At 68.0% G+C, this 22,657-nt stretch carries 20 protein-coding genes; 17 read left to right on the top strand and 3 right to left on the bottom strand.

Annotated features, from left to right (window positions below; genetic code table 11):
* Position 1 precedes the first annotated feature (1 nt).
* The 8 genes from GKZ92_RS17575 (at position 2) to ahcY (ending at position 7,820) form a co-directional block, all read left to right on the top strand.
* Positions 2 to 1,066, top strand: coding sequence for a PPE domain-containing protein (locus GKZ92_RS17575; RefSeq protein WP_155225481.1), 1,065 nt, complete (start codon positions 2 to 4; stop codon positions 1,064 to 1,066).
* Positions 1,063 to 1,869 (top strand): ESX secretion-associated protein EspG, encoded by an 807-nt coding sequence (locus tag GKZ92_RS17570; RefSeq protein ID WP_035755037.1) that lies wholly within the window; start codon positions 1,063 to 1,065, stop codon positions 1,867 to 1,869. Before GKZ92_RS17575 ends, GKZ92_RS17570 begins: the two co-directional genes overlap by 4 nt.
* Positions 1,870 to 1,987: 118 nt before the next feature.
* Positions 1,988 to 2,302, top strand: coding sequence for a WXG100 family type VII secretion target (locus tag GKZ92_RS17565; RefSeq protein ID WP_006360164.1), 315 nt, complete (start codon positions 1,988 to 1,990; stop codon positions 2,300 to 2,302).
* A 31-nt stretch (positions 2,303 to 2,333) separates the two neighbouring features.
* Positions 2,334 to 2,630 (top strand): WXG100 family type VII secretion target, encoded by a 297-nt coding sequence (locus GKZ92_RS17560; RefSeq protein WP_005197550.1) that lies wholly within the window; start codon positions 2,334 to 2,336, stop codon positions 2,628 to 2,630.
* Positions 2,631 to 2,833: 203 nt separating this feature from the next.
* Positions 2,834 to 4,411: a sodium-dependent transporter gene (locus GKZ92_RS17555; RefSeq protein WP_035755038.1), complete on the top strand. Its 1,578-nt coding sequence runs from the start codon at positions 2,834 to 2,836 to the stop codon at positions 4,409 to 4,411.
* Complete coding sequence (locus GKZ92_RS17550) at positions 4,411 to 4,590, top strand: methionine/alanine import family NSS transporter small subunit (protein WP_035755039.1); 180 nt, start codon at positions 4,411 to 4,413, stop codon at positions 4,588 to 4,590. The genes GKZ92_RS17555 and GKZ92_RS17550 overlap by 1 nt, the downstream gene beginning before the upstream one ends.
* Positions 4,591 to 4,714: 124 nt before the next feature.
* Positions 4,715 to 6,253, top strand: coding sequence for an amino acid permease (locus tag GKZ92_RS17545; protein WP_155225480.1), 1,539 nt, complete (start codon positions 4,715 to 4,717; stop codon positions 6,251 to 6,253).
* A 91-nt stretch (positions 6,254 to 6,344) separates the two neighbouring features.
* Positions 6,345 to 7,820: an adenosylhomocysteinase gene (ahcY, locus tag GKZ92_RS17540; protein ID WP_006360159.1), complete on the top strand. Its 1,476-nt coding sequence runs from the start codon at positions 6,345 to 6,347 to the stop codon at positions 7,818 to 7,820.
* Positions 7,821 to 7,918: 98 nt separating this feature from the next.
* Here ahcY and GKZ92_RS17535 read toward each other — a convergent pair whose 3' ends face one another.
* Together GKZ92_RS17535 and GKZ92_RS17530 are read right to left on the bottom strand one after the other, a co-directional pair.
* Positions 7,919 to 8,680, bottom strand: coding sequence for a hypothetical protein (locus GKZ92_RS17535; protein WP_006360158.1), 762 nt, complete (start codon positions 8,678 to 8,680; stop codon positions 7,919 to 7,921).
* A 130-nt stretch (positions 8,681 to 8,810) separates the two neighbouring features.
* Positions 8,811 to 9,443, bottom strand: a complete 633-nt coding sequence (locus GKZ92_RS17530; protein WP_040004319.1) for a dTMP kinase — start codon at positions 9,441 to 9,443, stop codon at positions 8,811 to 8,813.
* Positions 9,444 to 9,541: 98 nt separating this feature from the next.
* On the opposite strand from GKZ92_RS17530, the gene mtrA reads away from it, so the two are divergent.
* From mtrA to lpqB, 3 genes are read left to right on the top strand one after another with little or no spacing between them, the layout of a single operon-like run.
* Positions 9,542 to 10,219 (top strand): MtrAB system response regulator MtrA, encoded by a 678-nt coding sequence (gene mtrA, locus GKZ92_RS17525; RefSeq protein WP_004023513.1) that lies wholly within the window; start codon positions 9,542 to 9,544, stop codon positions 10,217 to 10,219.
* On the top strand, positions 10,216 to 11,886 hold the full coding sequence (gene mtrB / locus GKZ92_RS17520) for an MtrAB system histidine kinase MtrB (protein WP_035755046.1): 1,671 nt from the start codon (positions 10,216 to 10,218) through the stop codon (positions 11,884 to 11,886). The genes mtrA and mtrB overlap by 4 nt, the downstream gene beginning before the upstream one ends.
* The gene (gene lpqB, locus GKZ92_RS17515; protein ID WP_155225479.1) at positions 11,883 to 13,646 is read left to right on the top strand and encodes an MtrAB system accessory lipoprotein LpqB; all 1,764 of its coding nucleotides are present in this window, start codon (positions 11,883 to 11,885) and stop codon (positions 13,644 to 13,646) included. Before mtrB ends, lpqB begins: the two co-directional genes overlap by 4 nt.
* Before the next feature lie 19 nt (positions 13,647 to 13,665).
* Here lpqB and GKZ92_RS17510 read toward each other — a convergent pair whose 3' ends face one another.
* On the bottom strand, positions 13,666 to 14,334 hold the full coding sequence (locus GKZ92_RS17510) for a ComF family protein (protein WP_006360154.1): 669 nt from the start codon (positions 14,332 to 14,334) through the stop codon (positions 13,666 to 13,668).
* Between the two features lie 384 nt (positions 14,335 to 14,718).
* On the opposite strand from GKZ92_RS17510, the gene hpf reads away from it, so the two are divergent.
* The 6 genes from hpf (at position 14,719) to GKZ92_RS17480 (ending at position 22,561) form a co-directional block, all read left to right on the top strand.
* A complete protein-coding gene (gene hpf, locus GKZ92_RS17505) occupies positions 14,719 to 15,540 on the top strand; it encodes a ribosome hibernation-promoting factor, HPF/YfiA family (RefSeq protein ID WP_035755053.1) in 822 nt (273 codons plus the stop codon).
* 175 nt (positions 15,541 to 15,715) lie between these two features.
* The gene (gene secA / locus GKZ92_RS17500; protein ID WP_035755055.1) at positions 15,716 to 18,535 is read left to right on the top strand and encodes a preprotein translocase subunit SecA; all 2,820 of its coding nucleotides are present in this window, start codon (positions 15,716 to 15,718) and stop codon (positions 18,533 to 18,535) included.
* A 54-nt stretch (positions 18,536 to 18,589) separates the two neighbouring features.
* The gene (locus GKZ92_RS17495; protein WP_035755057.1) at positions 18,590 to 19,195 is read left to right on the top strand and encodes an Rv3235 family protein; all 606 of its coding nucleotides are present in this window, start codon (positions 18,590 to 18,592) and stop codon (positions 19,193 to 19,195) included.
* A gap of 48 nt (positions 19,196 to 19,243) precedes the next feature.
* Positions 19,244 to 20,719: a wax ester/triacylglycerol synthase domain-containing protein gene (locus GKZ92_RS17490; protein ID WP_075863925.1), complete on the top strand. Its 1,476-nt coding sequence runs from the start codon at positions 19,244 to 19,246 to the stop codon at positions 20,717 to 20,719.
* Positions 20,720 to 20,797: 78 nt separating this feature from the next.
* Positions 20,798 to 21,364 (top strand): DUF6912 family protein, encoded by a 567-nt coding sequence (locus GKZ92_RS17485; RefSeq protein ID WP_006360149.1) that lies wholly within the window; start codon positions 20,798 to 20,800, stop codon positions 21,362 to 21,364.
* An 81-nt stretch (positions 21,365 to 21,445) separates the two neighbouring features.
* Entirely contained in the window at positions 21,446 to 22,561 is a 1,116-nt protein-coding gene (locus GKZ92_RS17480; RefSeq protein ID WP_035755061.1) for a ferredoxin reductase, read from the top strand.
* Positions 22,562 to 22,657: the final 96 nt, after the last annotated feature.

The following is a 22,657-nucleotide window of genomic DNA, read 5'->3' as shown; positions in this document are numbered from 1 at the left end:
CATGACCAGCACGACCGGAGCCGGCTTCACCGGCGTCAACTGGGACTCACGTACCAGTGAACAACTGGCCGCCGACCTCGGCGCCGGGCCGGGGCCCGCGCCCCTGGTGGAAGCGGGGGCCGCGTGGGCGTCACTCGCGACCGAGATCGGCGAAGCCGGGATCGAATACGCGGCGGTAATCGGACGGCTGGGCGTGCACTGGCAATCCGCGCACACCAGTGCAGCGTTCGAGAAACTGACGAAGCTCGCGCCGTGGTTCGCCGAGACCGCCACCGAGGCCGCCGAGAACGCCGTCCGTGCGGAGGCGCAGGCCGCGGCCACCACTGTCGCGCGCCTGAACATGCCCAACCTCGCCGAGGTCGAGGTGGTGGAGAAGTTCCACGAGATCGCCACCACCGCAACGGCTGTCGCCCCCATCATCGCCGGGGCCGCGGCCGAGGCCGAATGCGCGATGACTCAGCAACGCATGCGCGCCGCTCGCGTCATGCAGACGTACGAGAATGCGACGGAGCCCGTGGGCACGCCGTGGCCGTCCTCCCGCCGGGCGCCCGACCTGGTGTCCGGAGAAGCCCTCGCATCGGAGGAGGCCGCCGCGGCCCGTGCCGCCGCCCCGCCCACGGTCACACCTCCGGTGACACCGGCCATGCCGCCGATGTTGGGTGCGATGCCCGGGGTGTATGCGCCGCCCGCCGAAAAGCTCCGGTATGCGCCGACTGTCGTGGCGAGTGCGGTATCCCCGTCCGCCACCCCTGTTTCGGCACCCACGAGTTCGACCACCACGCCGGGGCCCGGCGTGCCGCCACCGATGGCACCCGGGATGGCGGCGACCGGTGATCGCGGTGCCACGATCCGCGGTGTCGCCGTCGAATCCGAGGCGGCGCCCACCGACGAAAGCCTGGCCCGCGCGTCGGACAGCCTCGACGCGCCGCTGACGTGGGCGGACATCGAGACCTCCGATCGTCCTGCGGCCTACTATGTCTCGGCGTCGGACGCCGAGTCTCCGAAGGTCGATCCGCGGTACCTCTCGGAGAAGCTGCTGCTCGGGAACCCGGGGGACCCCGCATGATGGTGACGACCCACGACGCCCCCGTTGCGCTCGACGCGGCCGTGCTGCGCCGACTCGGCGATCGTTTCGGCGTGCAGACCTGGCCGGTCGTCCTCGACATGCCCGTCGGCGCCGCGGACGAGACCGCACAGCGTCTGGCCGACCGCGAGAGCGATGCCGCCATCGCCGCCCTCGACCTGGTGGACCACGACGAACCCGTGCCGTGGCTGGCCACCGTCCTCCGCGTCCTGTCGCGGCCCGAACGCGAGATCGAGATGCGCGGCTTCACCGAGACCGGCGTGCGACGGATTTGCCTGGCCCGCAGGGGTTATGAGCACATTCTGGCCGAACGTGCGGGCGACCGGCTCGACCTGGCCGTCGTCGAGGTCGCCGACCTCGATGCCGTGGCCGACCTCCTGCGTTCCCGGTTCGACGACGCCACCGCGTGCGAGTTCACGTCGTTCTCGGTTCCCACCGACGACCTGGTCGACGGTCTCGGACGCAGCGGATCGGCCACCGAGATCACCGACGCGTTGTACACGCTCGGCGCGCCGCTGTCCGATGCCGTCGTCATCTCCTCGGCATTCGCGTCCTGCCGGGTGCGCACCGAGATCGTCGCCTCTGCGAACGAGGACGGACGATTCTCCCAATCTTCTGGGGCCCTGGCCGTTTTCGACACCGCCCGGGGGCGGATCGTGTCGAGTCCCAGCAAGTCTCCGGACGGTCGGGTGTGGACCACCCTCTCGCCGGGTTCGGGTCATCGGATCGCGCAGGCCGTGCGCCTGCTGATCGAGACCCTCCCGGACGGGACGTGGTCGACGTGATCGGGGTCGGGGGATCTCGCGGTCCATACCTCCGCGGGAGACAACTGTCAGCGGTATCTGTGTCACGGATACCAACGGGGGCATCGCCAAACGGTGCCGTTACACAGGAGGAGAACTCATGCTGAATCTGCCGGGAGCAGGCGGCGCCGGAGTGAAGGTCGATGTCGCGGAGGGTCAGGCCACCGCAGCGGCGGTCGGCGGGATCGTCGCGGACATGAAGGAGACGATCGGGGTGATCCAGAAGCACGCTGCGAACACCACCCCGACGTGGCAGGGCAAGGCGGGTGCGGCTTTCGACGGCACGCACACCGACTGGAACAAGGAAGCCAACACGCTCAACCAGCTTCTCGATCAGATCAAGGCGCAGATGACCAACGGCTTCGCCGGTTACGAAGACCAGGACTCGGCTGCCGCCGGGCACTTCGGCGTCTGACCTTCCCACCCTCTCTTCGAAAGGCACTCTCATGACCATCAATTACGACTTCGCGGCCCTGGGCGACCTGAGCAGTGGGCTCGGCCGCGCCTTCCAGCAGCTCGACGACCAGAACACGCAGCTGAAGAACCAGGTCGCCGCGCTCGACGGCAACTGGAACTCGGCGCAGGCGAAGGCCGCCTACCTCGAGGCCCAGGCGAACTTCGACCGTGCCTTCGCACAGTCGCGCGAGCGTCTCATGGCGCTGCAGAACGGCGTCACCAACGCCAGCCGCACCATGTCCGACACCGACTCCTCCATCGCGAGCGGCTTCCGTTCGCTCGCCTGAGTGAGCTGAATCGACGGGGACTCCGCGGTCACACGCGGGGTCCCTGTCGTCGTCTGTCCGAATGACGCGGTGTCCGCCCGTGGGCGTTTCGACAGGCCGACCACAACCTCCGCGGGCGAGGGGATGAGTGCGATAGCGTCAGCACCTGACAGTCCCCGGGGCACCCGTGTCCCGCGGACTCAGCGTTCGATGAGGAGGTAGCAGTGACGTCTGCGAAAGCCGCTGGAGGAAACCGGGAGACCTTCACTCGGAACTCCGGATTCATCTTCGCCGCGATCGGTTCCGCGGTGGGGCTCGGCAACATCTGGCGCTTCCCGGGCGTCGCCTACGAGAGCGGCGGAGGGGCCTTTCTCATCCCGTACCTCGTCGCGCTGCTGACCGCGGGAATCCCGGTGCTGTTCCTCGACTATGCGGTCGGCCATCGCTTCCGCGGGACGGCGCCGCTGTCGTTCCGGCGGATCAAGAAACCGGTCGAGGCGCTCGGTTGGTTCCAGACCGGCCTGCTGTTCGTCATCAGCGTCTACTACGCGGCGGTCATCGCCTGGGCGCTCAGCTACTTCTTCTTCTCGTTCAACCAGAGCTGGGGCGATGATCCGGCCGCCTTCTTCACCGGCGAGTACCTGAAGGTCGGTGATCCGGGGGTCTCCACGACGATCGTCGGCGGAGTCGCGCTCCCGCTGATCGTGGTGTGGCTCGCGGTTCTCGCGGTGCTGCTGCTCGGTGTCGCGAACGGCATCGAGAAGGTCAACATCGTCTTCATCCCGCTGCTGTTCGTCGGGTTCGCCGGACTGGTGATCCGCGCGGTCACGCTGCCCGGTGCCGTCGATGGCCTCAACGCACTGTTCACCCCGCACTGGGAGGCGCTGAAAGACCTCGACGTGTGGATCGCGGCGTACAGCCAGATCTTCTTCTCGTTGTCGATCGCATTCGGCATCATGATCGCCTACGCATCGTTTCAGCGGCGGAAGGCGAACATGACGAGCTCCGGGCTCGTCGTCGCGTTCGCCAACTCATCCTTCGAGATCCTGGCCGGCATCGGAGTGTTCTCTGCGCTCGGATTCCTCGCCTACCAGCAGCAGGTCGCGGTGTCCGATCTGGAAGGGCTCACCGGCCCGATCCTGTCGTTCGTGACGTTCCCGGCCGTCATCTCCGAGATGCCCGGCGCGGCGTTCTTCGGCGCGCTGTTCTTCGGCTCGCTGGTGATCGCCGGCTTCACGTCGCTGATCTCGCTGATGATCGGTGTCTCCGCGGGCATCCAGGAGAAGTGGGGTCTCTCGCGCACCAAGGCGGCGGTCGGTGTGTCGGTGGTGTGCGGGCTCATCTCGATCGGGCTGTTCTCCACCACCTCGGGTCTCATCGCCCTCGACACCGTCGACATGTTCGCCAACAACGTCGGCGTGGTCTCCTCGGCCATCCTGATGACGATCATCCTGATCTGGGTGCTGCGGCGCGGCGACATGTTGCGCAACCACCTGAACGCGGTGTCGACGTTCAAGGTCGGCAGGATCTGGCTGGGACTCGTCGGCGTCGTCGCACCGATCTTCCTGACGATCATGCTCGTCCAGAAGGTGTGGTCGGTGATCGACGAGGGATACGAGGGATACCCGACCTGGTACATCAGCGTCTTCGGTTGGGGCACAATCGCTCTGGTGATCGTCGCGGCGGTCGGTCTGTCCCTGCCGTCGTGGAGGGGTCGCGACGATCCCGACTTCTTGCCGTGGCCGCCACTACCCGAAGGCGTTCGCGGAACCGACCACAAGGCCAGTAAGGAGACAGTCTGATGAGTGGGATCGCCATCGTCATGCTCCTCATCTCCATCGGAATCGTGTGGGGAGGGCTGGTCGCGAGCGTCATCTTCCTGAACCGTCACCCCGAGGTCGACGGTCTCCACGAGGACCCCGATCTCGTGCGGGACGACGAGGAGCGCGCGGCGCAACCGCACCCGTTCCGCGACACCTGATCCGCAACCGCTCCACCTCTCGGCGCACGTCGCCCTCGATGCGAGCGCGACGTCCGATGAACCGTCTGTCCGAGATAGCCTGGAAAGATCGCGGGGCGCGCGACCCTCGGCCCGAGGAGGCACGATGAGTAACCCGTTCAAGCGCGTCAAGTCGGTCGAGCAGTCGATCAGCGACACGGACGAACCGGACACCAAACTCCGCAGAGACCTCACCGCGTGGGATCTCACCGTCTTCGGTGTGGCGGTTGTCGTCGGCGCCGGTATCTTCACGCTCACCGCACGCACGGCGGGCAATCTGGCCGGCCCGTCGGTGTCGGTGGCGTTCGTGCTGGCCGCGATCGCGTGCGCACTCGCGGCGCTCTGTTACGCCGAGTTCGCCTCGACCGTGCCTGTCGCCGGTAGTGCCTACACCTTCTCGTTCGCCACCTTCGGTGAGTTCGTCGCATGGGTGATCGGGTGGGATCTGATCCTCGAGTTCGCTCTCGCTGCGTCCGTGGTCGCGAAGGGCTGGTCGCTCTACCTGGGCAACATCCTCGGATCGGCGGCATCGGTCGAGCTCACCGACTCGATCAGCTTCGACTGGGGCGCGGTGCTGCTGATCGCGGTGCTGACCGTCCTGCTCGCGCTCGGCACCAAGCTGTCGTCTCGGGTGTCGCTGGTCGTCACCACCATCAAGGTCTTCGTCGTCTTGCTGGTCATCGTGGTCGGCGCGTTCTACATCAAGCTGAAGAACTACGACCCGTACGTGCCGCCCGCCGCTCCGCCGGCCGAGGGCGACACCGGCCTCCACCGGACACTGTTCTCGGCGATCACCGGCGCAGAGGGCAGTACCTTCGGCTGGTACGGCCTCCTGGCGGCGGCCTCGCTGGTGTTCTTCGCCTTCATCGGTTTCGACGTCGTGGCCACGACCGCGGAGGAGACGAAGAACCCGCAGAAGGCGATGCCGCGCGGCATCCTCGGATCTCTGGCCATCGTGACGGTCCTCTACGTCGCGGTCAGTCTTGTCGTGTCCGGGATGGTCCCCTACCCGGAACTGGCCGACAAGACAGATCCGGTGACCGGCGAGGTCACCGGGTCCACCCTCACCACGGCATTCGAGGCGAACGGTGTCACGTGGGCGGGCTGGGTGATCGATCTCGGTGCGCTCGCCGGCCTGACCACGGTTGTGATGGTGCTGCTGCTCGGCCAGACCCGCGTCGGGTTCGCGATGGCGCGCGACGGACTGCTGCCCAGATCGCTGGCACACACCGGCAAGCGCGGTACTCCGGTGCGCTTCACGGTCGTCGTAGGCGTCGTCTCGGGTGTGCTCGCGGCGTTCTTCCCGATGGGCACCCTCGAGGAGATGGTCAACATCGGAACCCTGTTCGCGTTCGTGCTGGTGAGTGTCGGGGTCATCGTCCTCCGCCGAACCCGGCCCGATCTCGAACGTGGGTTCCGGGTGCCCCTCGTGCCGTTCATCCCGATTCTGTCGATCCTGGCCTGCCTGTGGCTGATGCTGAACCTGTCCGTGGAAACCTGGATCCGGTTCGTGATCTGGATGGTGCTGGGTGTGGTCGTGTACTTCGCCTACGGCTACCGCAACTCGGTCTTCGCCCGGCGGGAGCGCGGTGAGGAGGTCGGAACGGCGGAAGTCGCGGCCGGGGAAACCGGGCCCGACACCTGACCATGGGCTCGGCGGGCATGGTCCGATAGCCTGGATCGAACGCACAGATCGCTGCACACGCGGCGCACGAAGCGAACGACAAGGGGATCAGATGACGACTGCTCAGGACGAGCTGAAGGCCGACAGCCGCAACGGGATCGACTACAAGGTGGCCGACTTGTCCCTGGCGGACTTCGGCCGCAAGGAGATCGAGCTCGCCGAGCACGAGATGCCCGGACTCATGGAACTGCGTCGTGAGAACGCAGATGTCTTGCCGCTCAAGGGTGCTCGAATCTCCGGATCGTTGCACATGACCGTGCAGACCGCCGTGCTGATCGAGACACTCGTCGCGCTCGGCGCCGAGGTCCGCTGGGCGTCGTGCAACATCTTCTCGACCCAGGATCACGCGGCTGCGGCCGTCGTCGTGGGTCCGCACGGCACCCCGGACGAGCCCAAGGGCGTCCCGGTCTTCGCCTGGAAGGGCGAGACCCTCGAGGAGTACTGGTGGGCGGCCGAGCAGATGCTGACCTGGCCCGAGGCGGACAAGCCGGCCAACATGATCCTCGACGACGGCGGCGACGCCACCATGCTGGTGCTGCGCGGTGCCGAGTTCGAGAAGGCCGGCGTGGTGCCGCCGACCGAGGACGATCACCCGGCCGAGTACAAGGTCTTCCTCGAGCTGCTCCGCGAGCGCTTCGAGACCGACAAGAACAAGTGGACCACCATCGCCGAGTCGGTTCAGGGCGTGACCGAGGAGACCACCACCGGCGTGCTGCGGCTCTACCAGTTCGCCGCTGCCGGTGAGCTGACGTTCCCCGCGATCAACGTCAACGACTCGGTCACCAAGTCGAAGTTCGACAACAAGTACGGCACCCGCCACTCGCTGATCGACGGGATCAACCGCGGCACCGACGTTCTCATCGGTGGCAAGAAGGTTCTGATCTGCGGTTACGGCGACGTCGGCAAGGGCTGCGCGGAGTCGCTGGCCGGCCAGGGCGCCCGCGTCCAGGTCACCGAGATCGACCCGATCAACGCGCTGCAGGCCCTCATGGACGGCTACGACGTGGTCACCGTCGAGGACGCGATCGGCAACGCCGACATCGTGATCACCTCCACGGGCAACCTGGGCATCATCACCCTCGACCACATGCGTCAGATGAAGCACCAGGCGATCCTGGGCAACATCGGCCACTTCGACAACGAGATCGACATGGCCGGCCTCGAGCGTTCGGGCGCCAAGCGCATCACCGTCAAGCCGCAGGTCGACCAGTGGATCTTCGAGAGCGGCAAGTCGATCATCGTCCTGAGCGAGGGTCGTCTGCTCAACCTCGGCAACGCGACCGGCCACCCGTCGTTCGTGATGAGCAACAGCTTCTCGAACCAGGTGATCGCGCAGATCGAGCTGTGGACCAAGAACGACGAGTACGACAACGAGGTCTACCGCCTGCCCAAGCATCTCGACGAGAAGGTCGCGCGCATCCATGTCGAGGCACTCGGCGGCAAGCTGACCAAGCTCACCAAGGAGCAGGCCGAGTACATCGGCGTCGACGTCGAGGGCCCGTACAAGCCGGAGCACTACCGCTACTGAGGTAACCCGCTCACGCAAACCCACCCTTTTTCGGCAGATCCACCACCCTCGCTGGGGGTGGAAATGCCGAAAAAGGGTGGGTTTGCGGCGTTTTGGGGTCAGGCCCCGATGTCGGGTTCGGCGTCAGGGCAATAGATCCACGAGCCGCGTTCCTTCAGGAACCGTTCCTTGGATTTCTCGGATTCGGTTCGGCGGCTGCCCTTTTCGAGATGGGACACGACCTCGGATTGGGCGACGTTGCCGTCGAAGACCGTCTCGAGGAAACCGTCGAGCACGATCATGCCGTCCTCGGCGGGCGGCGGGCCGGTGATGCGCTCCCGCGACTGCGTGCAGACCGCGGCCTTCATGCGTACGACGTCGCGTGCGTTTCGAGCTGACACGTAGTTCTGCAGGGCAGCGCGGATCTGGGAAAGCGCTGCGTAGTCGGCGGATTCGGGGTCGGAGTCGGTGCTCGTCGAACCACCCGGAGAGGTGCTCGACGAGGTGCTCGAACCTGTCGCGACAGAGGAATCCTCCGGTCCGGACGACGTCACGACCAGGGTGACGACGAGGGCGACCAGGGCGATGACGGCGACGCCGCCGGTGATCCAGGCGACGATCGCGCCGGTGTTGCGCTCGGGCGGCGGGGGACCGCCGGGAGGGCCTCCGTAGCCGCCGCCCGGGGCATAGGGCCCGGGTCTCTGGACGCCGTAGGGCGGCGGGGCTCCGTACGGGCCGTAGGGAGGTCGCGGCTGCGACGCGGGCGGGAACTGCCCGGAATACGGCCGCTGTCCACCGGGGCCGGGCCCCTGGGGGTACCCGGGCCGACCGGGCCCGAACGGTGGCGGTGGGCCACCGGGTGGTGGCGGCTGATAGGTCATTCGACCCCCTCCCCAGTCATTGATCCAGGCTAGCGAAGAGCCTTGTCGACGGCAGAGCCCGGTCGGCGGGGTGGCGTACGTCCGAATGACGCCCGTCGGGGTGACTTGCGGTCGACGGATCGGTCGGAGGTCAGCGGGTCAGGAGGCCGGCCAGCGCGGCGATGTCCTCGCCGTCGTACCGGTGCCACGGGGACGTCCAGTCGGCCTCGGCGAGTTGGCGATACACCGCGTCGACGCGGCGCTGCAGGTCGCTGTCGCGTTCGTAGGCATCGCGTGCCCGGCTCGCGTCGACGGCGGCCCGGCTCTCGGCACGCTGCATGGCCACCTCGGCGGGCACCCCCAGCAAGACGTGGCGGTCGGGGACCGGCATGCCGAACCGTCCGTACTCGAGGTCGGCGACCCACCGCACGACCTCGCCGTCGGCGTCCTGTTCCAGGCGACCGGCGTTGTAGGCCGCGTTCGACGCGACGTAGCGGTCGAGGATGACGATGTCGTTCGATCCGGTCGCCGCGGTGATGTCCGCGGCGGCGTCGGCCCGGTCGAGGGCGAAGAGCAGCGCCATGGCGTACACGCTGTCCCGGAGATCGCCGTGCGAACCGTGAAGTGCCTCCGAGGCGATGTCGGCGGTCGCCGACTGCCCGTAGCGGGGGAAGGTGAACGTCGCGACCCGCAGGCCCGACGCCGTCCAGCGCTCGACCAGACCGGCCACCAAGGTGTTCTTACCGGCGCCGTCGAGCCCCTCCACCGCTATCAACTGACCCACGCGGAGGAGTCTATGGGGTGGGACGAATCGGGCGAGAACGTACGCCTCCGGCGCGTCATTCACCACGCTTTCATCACGATGGTGTCACCATTGGACACATGAAGCCTCGCATCCTCGTCGTCGACGACGACGCCGCTCTCGCCGAGATGCTGACGATCGTGTTGCGCGGCGAGGGTTTCGAACCCTTCGTGGTCGGTGACGGTACCCAGGCACTCACCGCGGTGCGGGAGATCCGCCCCGACCTGGTGCTGCTCGACCTCATGCTCCCGGGCATGAACGGCATCGACGTGTGCCGTGTGCTGCGTGCCGACTCCGGCGTCCCGATCGTCATGCTGACCGCGAAGTCAGACACCGTCGACGTCGTGCTGGGTCTCGAATCCGGCGCCGACGACTACATGGTCAAGCCGTTCAAGCCGAAGGAGCTCGTCGCCCGTGTGCGCGCCCGCCTGCGCCGCACCGACGAGGAACCGGCCGAGCTGCTGTCGATCGGCCCGGTGGAGATCGACGTGCCCGCGCACAAGGTCACCCGCGACGGTGTGCCGATCTCGCTGACCCCGCTCGAGTTCGACCTGCTGGTCGCGCTCGCTCGCAAGCCGCGGCAGGTCTTCACCCGCGACGTGCTCCTCGAGCAGGTGTGGGGCTACCGTCATCCGGCGGACACTAGACTCGTGAACGTGCATGTCCAGCGTCTGCGCGCGAAGGTCGAAACCGACCCGGAGAACCCTGAGGTCGTCCTGACTGTGAGGGGGGTCGGCTACAAGGCCGGCCCGCCGTGATCGGTCGATCTCGACGACGGGTCAACAGCACTTTCGGGCGTTTCACCCGCGCTGCCGGCGCTGTCGGACGTGCCTTCGGGCACATCTGGCGGCGCTCGTTGCAGCTACGGGTCGTGGCGTCGACGTTGTTGCTGTCGGTCGTTGTGCTGCTCATTCTCGGTTTCGTGCTGGTCTCCCAGATCACCGACCGCCTTCTCGACGTGAAGCTGGCCGCGGCCACCGAGGAGATCGACCGTGCCCGTATCTCGGTGGAACGCGACCTGTCCAGCGGCGCCGGCAACATGTCGGTGCAGAACCGGCTGCGTCAGACGCGATCGCTGCTCACCGACCGTGATGCCGACACCGGGCAGGCGTCCGGCACGGTCGGCGCCTTCGACACCGTGCTGCTCGTCCCCGGCGCGTCCGAGAGCAGTGCTGCCAGCGGTGTCGGCCCGACCGCCGAGGTGCCGTCGAACCTGCGGGACATGGTCCGCGGCGGCCAGGTGGCCTACCAGTACACCCAGGTGCCCGACGGTTCCGGCGGACAGGCGCCGGCCCTGATCGTGGGTACCCCCACCAACGCCTCGGTGCCTGGGCTCGAGCTGTATCTGGTGTTCCCGCTGACCGCGGAACAGAACACCGTCGACCTCGTCCGCGGCACCCTGCTGACCGGCAGCATCGTCCTGCTGGGTCTGCTCGCGGCCATCGCCTGGCTGGTCTCCCGGCAGGTCGTCATCCCGGTGCGGTCCGCCTCCCGGATCGCCGTCCGGTTCGCCGACGGCCGTCTCAAGGAGCGCATGCCCGTTCGCGGCGAGGACGACATGGCCCGTCTTGCGATGTCGTTCAACGACATGGCCGAGAGCCTGTCGAAGCAGATCACCCACCTCGAGGAGTTCGGAGGCCTGCAGCGCCAGTTCACCTCCGACGTCAGCCACGAGCTGCGGACACCACTGACCACCGTGCGGATGGCGTCCGACGTGCTCTACGAGGGCCGCGACGAACTCGACCCGGTACGGAAGCGTTCGGTCGAGCTGCTGGACAAGGAACTCGACCGGTTCGAAACGCTGCTCAACGAGCTGCTGGAGATCTCCCGCCACGACGCCGGGATGGCCGAGCTGGCGGCGGAACGGATGGACATGGCCATCCCGATCGACGGCGCGCTGGCCACCGTCCGGCACCTGGCAGAGGAGACCGGGACCGAGCTCGTCCTCGACCTGCCCGCCGAACCGGTGCTCGCCGAGATCGATCCGCGCCGCGTCGAGCGAATCCTGCGGAACCTGCTCGCCAACGCGATCGACCACGGCGAGCGGAAACCGGTGACACTCACGATGCGGTCCGACGGCGACGCCGTCGCCATCACGGTCCGCGACCAGGGCATCGGGCTGCGGCCGGGTGAGGAGAAGCTGGTGTTCAACCGGTTCTGGCGTTCGGATCCGTCGCGGTTCCGACGCTCTGGCGGCACGGGTCTCGGCCTGGCCATCAGCATCGAGGACGCCCGCCTGCATCAGGGCAGACTCGAGGCGTGGGGCGAGCCCGGCAAGGGCGCCTGCTTCCGGCTGACGCTGCCCCTCGTCCGCGGCCACAAGGTGCTCGGTTCGCCCCTGCCGCTGAAGTCCGTCGGCTCGGCACCCCGGGCCGCAGCCAAGGCGGCTGGCCGCACACCAGGCGTGGAGGCTGGTACCGAATGAGCGTCGAACGTCGTCCGGAACACCCACGGCGGAGTGTTCTGGGGTTCCTGATCGCCGTCGCCACGGCGACCGTGGCGATGGTCGTGGTGTCGGCGTGCGGGTCGATCCCGAACGACTCGTCCCCGCAGCCCATCAAGTCCTTCCAGCGCGAGGGCGCCACCAACGCGGCCCCGGTGCCCCAGGCCGACATGGACCCGGAGGCCCTCGTCCGGGCGTTCCTCAAGTCCACGGTCGATCCCGACTCCGGCCACGACGCCGCCCGCGCGTTCCTGACCCCGGTGGCCTCGCAACAGTGGGACGATCGCGGCGACGCACTGATCCTCGACGAGATCAGCATCTTCGTCGATCAACGCAACGAGGACTCCGTGCGCATGCGGCTGACCGGCGACAACGTCGGGACGCTCAAATCCGACGGGCAGTTGCTGCCGGCGTCGGGACGGGTCGAGACCAGCATCAGCCTGACCCGCCAGGGAGACCAGTGGCGCATCGACGGGCCGCTGCCCAACGGGGCGATGATCGACCGCGACCAGTTCGACAACACCTACCGTCCGGTCTCGCTCTACTTCTCCGACCGCACCGGCCGGCGACTCGTCCCGGACCCGCGCTGGTTCTACGCAGGACAGGCGACCGATCCGACGGTGCTGGTCAACCGGCTCATCGCCGGACCCGCCGCCGACCTGTCCGCGGCCGTGGACAGCGGCTTCCCGAGCGGTTCGACACTGCGCGGGCCGGTTGTCGGCCTCGCCGGCGGCGGGGTACGTGTCGACCTCTACGGCATCGGCAACGCGTCGAGCCGGGATCGGACGGTGCTGGCCGCGCAGATCGTCTGGACCCTCGACGACGCCGACATCTCCGGGCCGTACGTGATCGACGCCGACGGTGCGCCCCTCGCCGCCGAACGCGCCTCGGGATGGCAACCCGCCGACCTCCGCTCCTTCGATCCGAACGCGGTGCCGTCCACCGACGTCGGCCTGAACGTCGTCACCGGCGGCGCATTGCGCGCGGTGACCGACACCGCGACCGTGCCGGTGCGCGGACCTCTCGGTTCGTCTCGCGACGTGCGGGCGGCGACGATCTCCGACAACGGCGCGCGGGTCGCCGCGGTGCGGACGGCTGGAGACCGCCGGCTCGAGTGCGTGATCGGCGACTACGGCGGCGACGTCGGGCCGATCGTCAGCGGGGTGTCCATCACCCGTCCCTCCTTCGGCGCCGACGAGAACGCTGTGTGGGTGGCCGTCGACGGGAAGCCGGTGCAGTGGCAGCGCGACGACGACGGCACCCAGACCGTCCCGGTCGAGGCATCCTCGATCCCGAGGGTGGCGCGCGGCGCGATCACCGAGATGCAGGTGGCTCCGGACGGTGTCCGGGTTGCCCTCGTCGTAGGCGGGCAGATCGTGTTCGCCGTGCTGTCGACGAACGCCGAGGGGCAGGTGTCGTTGACCAGCCCGCGGATCGCGGCCTACAACATCGGCAACCGTGCGGTGTCCTTGGACTGGGCGTCACCGACGACTCTGGTCGTCGCCCGGGAGGCGCCGGAGTCCCCGGTGGTGCAGCTGTCGATCAACGGCACCCCGGCGGTCGGCCTGCTCAGCGGGAACGTGTCCCCACCGGTGCGGGCCGTGGTGGCGAATGCCTCGACCATCTACGTCGGGGATCAGCGCGGCGTGCTGCGCCTCGGCAGCAACAACGGGCAGCCCGACCAGTACTGGACCGAGGTCGAACCCGCCATGATCGCCGGGGCGATCCCGGTTCTGCCCTGATCGCCGGGGCGGGATCTTCCTAGGCGGCGGCCAGGACGACGACCGCCGCGACCCCGATCCCGGCGGCGTGCAGAACGCGGACCGACTCGGCTGCAGTGGCCCCGGTGGTCAGCACGTCGTCGACCAGGAGCGCCGCGGCACCGTGCGGTGGACGCGCACCGCCGCGGAGACGGACCGCCCCCGCGAGGTTGCGAGCACGTGCCCGGGCGTCGAGTCCGGCGGAGTCGCGGGCGGTCGCCGCGGTCATCAGCAGCGGTGCGACGGTCACACGGGAACCCAGGAGTGGTGCGGCGTGTTCGGCGATCGCGGCGACCCGATCGCCGCCGCGGCGTCGTGCGCTCAGCCGGCGGGTGGGCGCGGGGATCAACGCCAGTCGGTCGGCGTCGGGTAGCTCGCCCCACCCGGCCAGCACCCGCACGGCGTGGGCGAGTGCGGCGCCCAGCGGCGGGATCAGATCACGGCGGTCGTGTTCCTTGACGGCGATGATCCCGTTCCGGTGGGGACCCCGGTAACGACCGAGGGCCCACACCGGCACACCCGGTGAGATCCGCGGGCGGGCGGCGACCGGAGCGTCGTGCCAGGCGGTCTCGCAGCGGGCACACCACGGAGTCCCGGGCCGTGCGCACCCGCCGCAGACCACCGGGAAGACCAGATCCGCCGCCGCGGCCGGCACCTGACCCCAGACCATGTCCCGACCGTAGACCCGGGCGCCGCACGCCAGGTGTGGCCGGCGGAGCCTGTGGAGAGATCCGCCCTGTTCGGAGAGTTGTCCGAGTCCTTGGGATCACCGCGCGCGGGCCCTCGGTCCCGACTTGTCCCGGGATACCCGACGCGGCGGGGCAAAACGTGGCCGATACCCGAACTTGCGACTACGGTCTTGGGTACATCGGGTTGCCGGGAGGACAGTTGAGTCCCCGCGCCGGAACGACCGATTTTCGGGAGGTGTTGCCCCTGTCGATGAGTGCCAGCTGTCAGCTGGCATGGACAAATCCTCAGCGTCGGCCAAATCATCAGTGCGACAACAGATCACGATGACCCCACCGCCGCCGGGAACAATTCAGGAGGTAGTTGAATGTCCACAGTCATCCATCGCAAAGGCCAGCGCGAGCCCAAACTCGCAGACCCCAGGCCGACCGTGGAGCAGGGCCTCGAGCCCAACCACCAACCCGCCCAGACCGAGTCCGACGACCAGGAGTTCGCGTTCGTCCGTCCACCGGGAACGGTGGAGTCCGACGAACCCGCCGAGCCCATCGCCAAGGTCGTGTTCAGCGGCCGGAACGTCGAGATACCCGACCATTACCGCATCTACGTCGGCGACAAGCTCGCCCGCCTCGAGCGTTTCGATCCGACGATCTACCGATTCGACGTCGAGCTGAACCACGAACGCAACCGGAGACAGTCCAAGGTCTGTCAGCAGGTGGAGATCACCGCGACGGGTAAGGGGCCGATCGTCCGTGCGCAGGCCTGCGGTGAGAACTTCTACGCCGCCCTGGAGCATGCACTCGACAAGGTCGAGTCGCGGCTGCGGCGAGTGAAGGACCGTCGGCGCGTGCACTACGGCAACCGGCGCCCACAGTCGGTGGCCGAGGCCACCGAGGTCGGAGCGCCGCTGCTGCGCGACAACCAGTTGACCGTGGAGGGGCACGTCGGCGACCCCGGCATGCTCGAGGCCACCGAACGCGGGGAGTGGGACGACGGCGTCGACGAGTACATCCCAGGTCAGATCGTCCGCGTCAAGGAGCACACCGCGGTACCGATGACCGTCGACGACGCGCTCTACGAGATGGAACTCGTCGGGCACGACTTCTTCCTGTTCCACGACAAGGAGAGCGACAAGCCGTCGGTGGTCTACCGCAGGCATGCCTTCGACTACGGCCTCATCCGCCTGACATGAACACGGGCTGAGCGGTTCCGGACGGCCGCGGACGAATCCGAACGATGAAGTCGTCTCGGTTACGTGCCGGTCGATCAGGGTCTGCTCAGCTCACCTCGCTACCATGGGATCCGGTCTGTGCGTTCGCACGGGCCGGATTCCGTGTGTTTTCTACAGGTGAGGGACTCGATCCACGGTGCTGAACAAGCTGTTGCGTGTCGGCGAAGGCCGCATGGTCAAGCGACTCGACGCTATCGCGTCGCACGTCGAGGCGCTGTCCGACGAGTTCGAGGCGCTCTCCGACGCCGAACTGCGAGCCAAGACAGACGAGTTCAAGAAACGTATCGCCGATGGTGCGACGCTCGACGAACTGCTGCCCGAGGCCTTCGCGACGGCCCGCGAGGCGGCCTGGCGCGTGCTGGACCAGAAACACTTCCACGTCCAGATCATGGGTGGCGCGGCGCTGCACTACGGCAACATCGCCGAGATGAAGACCGGTGAGGGCAAGACCCTCACCTGTGTCCTCCCGGCGTACCTCAACGCGCTGTCCGACGAGGGCGTCCACGTCGTCACCGTCAACGACTACCTCGCCAAGCGCGACTCGGAGTGGATGGGACGCGTCCACCGCTTCCTCGGCCTCGAGACCGCAGTGATCCTCACCGGGATGTCCTCGGCCGCGCGCCGCGAGGCCTACGCCGCCGACATCACCTACGGCACCAACAACGAGTTCGGCTTCGACTACCTGCGCGACAACATGGCGCACTCGCTCGCCGACCTCGTCCAGCGCGGCCACGCCTACGCGATCGTCGACGAGGTCGACTCGATCCTCATCGACGAGGCCCGCACCCCGCTGATCATCTCCGGCCCCGCCGAAGGGTCGAGCAAGTGGTACACCGAGTTCGCGCGTATCGCGCCGCTGCTCGAGAAGGATGTCCACTACGAGGTCGACATCAAGAAGAAGACGATCGGCGTGCACGAGGCCGGCGTCGAGTTCGTCGAGGACCGCCTCGGCATCGACAACCTGTACGAGGCGGCCAACTCGCCCCTGGTCAGCTACCTGAACAACGCGATCAAGGTCAAGGAGCTCTTCCAGCGCGACAAGGACTACATCGTCCGCAACGGAGACGTCCTGATCGTCGACGAGTTCACCGGTCGTGTGCTCGACGGCCGACGCTTCAACGAGGGCCTGCATCAGGCGATCGAGGCCAAGGAAGGCGTGGAGATCAAGGCCGAGAACCAGACTCTCGCCACGATCACCCTGCAGAACTACTTCCGACTGTACGACAAGTTGTCGGGCATGACCGGTACCGCCGAGACCGAGGCCGCCGAGTTCGACCAGATCTACAAGCTCGGTGTGCTGCCGATCCCGACCAACCGGCCGATGGTCCGCAAGGACCAGGGCGACCTGATCTACAAGACCGAAGAGGCGAAGTTCGCCGCGGTCGTCGACGACATCGTCGAGCGTCACGAGATCGGCCAGCCGGTGCTGATCGGTACCACCAGCGTCGAGCGCTCGGAGTACCTGTCTCGTCAGCTGAAGAAGCGCGAGATCCCGCACAGCGTCCTGAACGCCAAGTTCCACGAGCAGGAAGCCCAGATCATCGCCGAGGCGGGCCGCCTCGGGGCGGTCACGGTGGCCACCAACATGGCCGGCCGAGGTACCGACGTGGTGCTCGGCGGCAACCCGGACATCATTGCCGACACCCGCCTGCGCAAGGCCGGACTCGACCCGGTGAACACCCCGGACGAGTACGAGGCCGCGTGGGACGAGGCCATCGAGGTCGCGCGCACCGAGGCCGCCGAGGAGGCCGAGGCCGTGCGCAAGGCCGGTGGTCTGTACGTGCTCGGCACCGAGCGCCACGAATCCCGCCGTATCGACAACCAGCTGCGCGGCCGTTCGGGTCGTCAGGGCGATCCCGGTGAGTCGCGGTTCTACCTGTCCGTCGCCGACGAACTGATGCGCCGCTTCAACGGCGGTGCGCTCGAGGCGATCATGAGCCGTCTGCCCGACGACGTGCCGATCGAGGCCAAGATGGTCACCAAGGCCATCCGTAGCGCTCAGACCCAGGTCGAGCAGCAGAACTTCGAGATGCGCAAGAACGTCCTCAAGTACGACGAGGTCATGAACGAGCAGCGCAAGATCATCTACGCCGAGCGCCGCCAGATCCTCGAGGGCGAAGATCACCACGAGCAGGTCAAGCAGATGATCGACGACGTGGTCAGCGCCTACGTCGAGGGCGCGACCGCAGAGGGCTACGCCGAGGACTGGGATCTCGACGAGCTGTGGACCGCGCTGCGCACCCTGTACCCGATCGAACTCGACCCCAAAGAGGTCGTCAACGAGACGGAATACGGTGAGCGCGAAGACATCTCGGCCGAAGAGCTGCGCGAGACCCTGGTCGCCGACGCGAAGGCCGCCTACGACAAGCGCGAGAAGGCGATCGACGAGATCGCGGGCGAAGGCGCCATGCGCCAGCTCGAGCGCAGCGTCCTGCTCAGCGTCCTCGACCGCAAGTGGCGCGACCACCTGTACGAGATGGACTACCTGCGCGAGGGCATCCACCTGCGGTCGATGGCGCAGCGCGACCCGGTGGTCGAGTACCAGCGCGAGGGCTTCGACATGTTCACCGGCATGCTCGAGGGTCTCAAAGAGGAAGCACTCGGCATCCTCTTCAACGCCCAGGTGCAGACCGAGCAGCCGGCACCGCAGGCGCCGCTGCCCACCGCCGCCGACCTGCGTGCCGCGGTCGGTGCAGGTGCGCCCGCGCCCGCGCCGGCGGCCGACTCCGGTGCGCAGGTGCCCGCAGCGCTGCGTGGTTCCGGGGCCTCCGGCGGCGATGTGCCGATGACGTTCTCCGGACCCGACGAGGGTGGTGGCACGGTCGTCCACTCCGAGGAGGAGGAACTGGCCGGTGCCGCCGACTCGGCCAGTCGGCGCGAGCGCCGCGCGGCCGCGCGGGCGAACACCAAGGGCAGCCGTCCGAAGCCGCCGAAGGCCAAGAAACAGCGCCGCTGAAAAAAATCCGGGAGAAAGCGGAACCCGACAGGGGAGTGGCTGCGTCCAATCTCCATGCAAACACTCACCTCCGCTCCTCCCGTCTCCACACGGACGACGCGGGTTCGGGTACTGCCCGCCCCGACGTATGAGCCGGCCGGCCCCGGTGCGATGGGTGCCGGGGCGGTCGGTTCCGGGACGGTGCGCGCCGTGTTCCCGGGGCCGCGTCCCGATGCGGGACCGTCACGCAAGACCCTGACCGCCGCGGTGGAGGCCCGGCGGTTCACCGTCGCCACGTCGCGACTGCTGTTCGAGGTGATCGACCGTCGACGAGGGATCGCGCACCTCGGTGACTCCGTGTCGCCGTCGATCGTCGATCAGGTGGCGGCGCTGGTTCGTCACGACGCCTTCCGTGTGGCCGAAATCGCCGGTGCCCCTGGAGGTCCACCCGCTCGCGGTACGGTCCTCCAGCGCGTGCACGTCCAGTTGTGCGACACCAGTGCTGCCGAGGTGTTCGGCTCCTACCTCAGCGGTGGCCGCGTCCGAGCCTTCGCCGGGCGCGTGGAGCGCAAGCCGCGCCGTGTGCGCGGGAACGATCCGCGGCCCGGCGGCGCCGGCGCGCGAACCGGTCTCGGCCAGGTCGAATACCGCTGGCAGCTCGTGGCGCTCGAGTTCTGCTGAGCCCGTCGAGTCCGGCCCCGACGCAGCCGAACGGCTAGGATCGGCGGCGTGGTGAACCGTTTGTCGCCGCGCGACGCGATGTACTACTTCCTCGACGATTCCCGGTCGACGACGCATCTCGGGGCGTTGCTGGTCGTGGACCCCTGTGCCGGCGAGGGGAAGAAGTCCGGCGACCCGACGCCCGGGGAGAACGGCACAGCTTCGGCGACCCGTCGACCCGCGCTCGACTACCAGTCGCTGGTGTCGCTGGTCGAGAACCGGCTCCAGCTGGCGCCCCGGTACCGGCAGGTGGTCCGCGAGGTCACGCTCGGACTGGCCCGCCCGGTGTGGGTCGACGACCGGGATTTCGACATCAACTTCCATATCCGGCGCTCTGGGTTGCCGCGGCCGGGTGGTCCCGCGGACCTCGCCGAGCTCATCTCCCGGGTGATGTCCCGGCCGTTGGATCGCACCCGACCGCTGTGGGAGATGTACCTGATCGAGGGCCTGGCCGACGGCAGGCTCGCGATCCTGACCAAGTCGCACCGGTGCCTGATCGACTCTTCGGGCGATCCGGAGATCAGCGAGGTCATCTGCGACCTCACCGACGAGCCGGAGCAGCTGCCCGAGGAACTGTGGATGCCCGGGTCGCCGCCGGGATCGGCGAACCTGGTCGTGGGTGCACTCGCCGAGGCGATGGCCCGTCCGGGCGATCTCGTCGAGACCATGGTGCACGGCAACGGCCTGGTCTCCGAGGTGCGCTCGGTGGTCGGCAGAACCGTCCGTCGGGCCGGTGACGTCGTCGGCCAGCTCACCGACTCCGCTCCCCGCAGCCCACTCAACAACACGGGCACGACCACCCGCACCTTCACCACGGCGTCGGCGCCGCGGCGCGACTGCGCCAAGATCGCCGAACACCACAACTGCACCGTCAACGACGTGGAACTCGCCATCATCTCGGGGGTGGTGCGGCGATGGATGCTGTCCGTCGACCCGGCGGCGGTGCCTGCCGACACCGTCCGCGTGGTGATCCCGCTGTCGCCGCGGGACCCCGGGGTGGAGGTCGAGGCGGGGGCCGAACCGGGCTGGATCAACCTCGGCAAACCGAGCTTCGTGACGGACCTGCCTGTCGGGGAGTCGAATCCGACGGTGCGTCTCGCCCAGGTGGCGGGCCTCGCCGAGCGTTATGCGCAGTCGTCGCGGCGGATGAGCACGGGCCCGAGCCCGCTGTTCCCGGAGCTGGGTATGGTGCCCTTCGCCGACTTCAGCTCCCGCGCGTTCCGGTCGCTCGACAGTCGCGCGTACAACGTCCCGGTGGCGATGAGCACTTCCCCGGTCGCCGACCGGTTCGTGCTCGGCGTGCCGGTCCGCGAGATCTTCTACATCCCGGTTCTCGTCTCGCAGCGGGCGCTTGCGGTCAGCGTCGTCGAATACGGTGACCGGCTGCAGTTCTCGTTCATGGCCGACCGCGGGGTCATTTCCGACCTGCCCGTGCTGGCGGATTACGTCACCGAGTCCTTCGAGGAGTTGCTGATCACCGACTGAGTCGGGGACGCGGCTAAGGTGAGCGGGTACCGCAATCGGACCGCCAGGAGCGGGGGTCGTTATGAGAGCGATGGTCGAATGAGGGTCTACCTGCCGGCGACGTTGGCAATGCTGATGGAGCTCAATTCCGATGGCGAGTTCCGTCCGATCGGCGGAACCGGGTTCGCGTTGACCCCGGCTCTGCGCGAGGCGTTCGTCGCGGGCGACGACGAGGAGCTCTCGGAGGTCGCGATGCGCGAGGCCGCGCGGGCGTCGCTGCGTCTCCTGGCCGGGGAGGCGCCGGAATCCGGCGACGCCGAGGCCGAGCGCGATCTCGCCGCCGACGAGGCGCTGACGAAGCCGGGCGTGACCCCTTCGCTGCCGCCGCGCCGCGTGGTCGTCGCCGCCGACGTCGAGGACGTCAAACTCCGTCCCGATCTCGACGATGCGGTGGTCAAGGTCGGCGGGACGATCCCGCTCTCGGCGGTCGCCTCGGTCCACGTCGACGTGAAGGAGGCGGAGGACAAGGTTCGCGCCGCTGTCGTCGTCATCGATGCCGCCGACATGGGTGACCTGGACGCCGAACTGGCCGTCGGCGACATCGAGGACTTCGACCTCGCCTGGTACGCCACCCAGGAGCTGCCGTTTCTCCTCGAACTGCTCTGAAACTCGTGTGAGATCCTGGATGGCGCTAACCTACGGTTGCGTAGGTTAGAGTGTTCGGAGACGTTGAAGGCGGTGTGTGAGTTGGGTCTGCTCGAGCGATTCGAAGAACCGGTGGCCGGGGTCGCGGCGCGTAGCCGCGGTGCGCAGTGGGTTCGTGCGGCGGTCACCCGCATCACGACGCCGTTGCTCCCCGACGACTACCTGCATCTCGCCAACCCGCTGTGGTCGGCCCGTGAGCTGCGGGGCAAGGTCATCTCGGTGAGGGGGGAGACCGAGGACACCGCAACGATCCGGATCCGTCCGGGCTGGGGATTCTCGTTCGACTACGCGCCCGGCCAGTACGTCGGTATCGGCGTGCTGATCGACGGTCGATGGACGTGGCGTTCGTACTCGCTCACCTCGACCCCCGACGCGTCGGCGAACGACAAGACCATCGCGATCACCGTCAAGGCGATGCCGGAGGGTTTCCTGTCGACCCACCTCGTGAACGGCCTGACGCCGGGCACCGTGGTCCGTCTCGCCGCGCCCCGCGGCGAGTTCGTCCTGCCCGACCCGCTGCCGGAGAAGATCCTGTTCGCGACGGCCGGCAGTGGCCTCACCCCGATCATCTCGATGCTGCGCACGGTCAGACAGCGGAAGCAGAACACCGATATCAGGCTGATCCATTCGACGCCCTCCGAGGCCGACCTGCTGTTCGCCGACGAACTCGAGGCGATGGCGTCGTCGGGTCTCGTCGACCTGCACGTGCAGTACACCCGCACCGACGGACAGGTCACCCCGGAGTCGCTGCCGAGTCTGTGTCCCGACTGGCGCGAACGTCAGACCTGGGCATGTGGACCGGCGGGATTCCTCGACGGCCTGCATCGCCTCTACTCCGACGCCGACCTGGACGAGCGGCTGCACATCGAGCGGTTCGCCCTCGAACGCGGTGTGGTGGGTGCCCAGGGCGGCACGGTGACGTTCAAGCGCTCGGGCAAGACCGCCGAGGTCGACGGCGCGACCACCCTTCTGGAGGCCGGGGAGGCCGCGGGCACGATCATGCCGTTCGGCTGCCGGATGGGCATCTGCCAGAGCTGCGTGGTGATGCTCGACAAGGGCTGCGTGCGAGATCTGCGGTCCGGCGTCGAACACGTCGAGGGTGAGCGTATCCAGACGTGCGTCAGTGCGGCCGCCGGGGATTGCACGCTGGACGTCTGACCTGGCTGTTCGTCTATGACCCGGCGATGCCCCGGGAACTGCCGGTACGCTCGAAAACGTGCTTGGTCACAGTGCTGGGACCCGTCCCGTTCGGCC

Origin of the sequence: Gordonia sp. 135 (assembly GCF_009720185.1) — a bacterium.
Lineage (GTDB): Bacteria > Actinomycetota > Actinomycetes > Mycobacteriales > Mycobacteriaceae > Gordonia > Gordonia alkanivorans.
The sequence above is the reverse complement of the archived record's forward strand: the minus strand, read 5'-3'. Positions and strand labels throughout refer to the sequence as shown.

What these genes read in the sequence shown, in the direction of transcription:
- GKZ92_RS17565 (WP_006360164.1), top strand. Translation starts at nt 1,988, where the DNA reads ATGCTGAATCTGCCGGGAGCAGGCGGCGCCGGAGTGAAGGTCGATGTC.
- ahcY (WP_006360159.1), top strand. Translation starts at nt 6,345, where the DNA reads ATGACGACTGCTCAGGACGAGCTGAAGGCCGACAGCCGCAACGGGATC.
- GKZ92_RS17510 (WP_006360154.1), bottom strand. Translation starts at nt 14,334, where the DNA reads ATGGTCTGGGGTCAGGTGCCGGCCGCGGCGGCGGATCTGGTCTTCCCG.
- GKZ92_RS17550 (WP_035755039.1), top strand. Translation starts at nt 4,411, where the DNA reads ATGAGTGGGATCGCCATCGTCATGCTCCTCATCTCCATCGGAATCGTG.
- lpqB (WP_155225479.1), top strand. Translation starts at nt 11,883, where the DNA reads ATGAGCGTCGAACGTCGTCCGGAACACCCACGGCGGAGTGTTCTGGGG.
- GKZ92_RS17535 (WP_006360158.1), bottom strand. Translation starts at nt 8,680, where the DNA reads ATGACCTATCAGCCGCCACCACCCGGTGGCCCACCGCCACCGTTCGGG.
- GKZ92_RS17485 (WP_006360149.1), top strand. Translation starts at nt 20,798, where the DNA reads ATGAGGGTCTACCTGCCGGCGACGTTGGCAATGCTGATGGAGCTCAAT.
- GKZ92_RS17570 (WP_035755037.1), top strand. Translation starts at nt 1,063, where the DNA reads ATGATGGTGACGACCCACGACGCCCCCGTTGCGCTCGACGCGGCCGTG.
- GKZ92_RS17560 (WP_005197550.1), top strand. Translation starts at nt 2,334, where the DNA reads ATGACCATCAATTACGACTTCGCGGCCCTGGGCGACCTGAGCAGTGGG.
- GKZ92_RS17545 (WP_155225480.1), top strand. Translation starts at nt 4,715, where the DNA reads ATGAGTAACCCGTTCAAGCGCGTCAAGTCGGTCGAGCAGTCGATCAGC.
- hpf (WP_035755053.1), top strand. Translation starts at nt 14,719, where the DNA reads ATGTCCACAGTCATCCATCGCAAAGGCCAGCGCGAGCCCAAACTCGCA.
- GKZ92_RS17575 (WP_155225481.1), top strand. Translation starts at nt 2, where the DNA reads ATGACCAGCACGACCGGAGCCGGCTTCACCGGCGTCAACTGGGACTCA.
- GKZ92_RS17495 (WP_035755057.1), top strand. Translation starts at nt 18,590, where the DNA reads ATGCAAACACTCACCTCCGCTCCTCCCGTCTCCACACGGACGACGCGG.
- mtrA (WP_004023513.1), top strand. Translation starts at nt 9,542, where the DNA reads ATGAAGCCTCGCATCCTCGTCGTCGACGACGACGCCGCTCTCGCCGAG.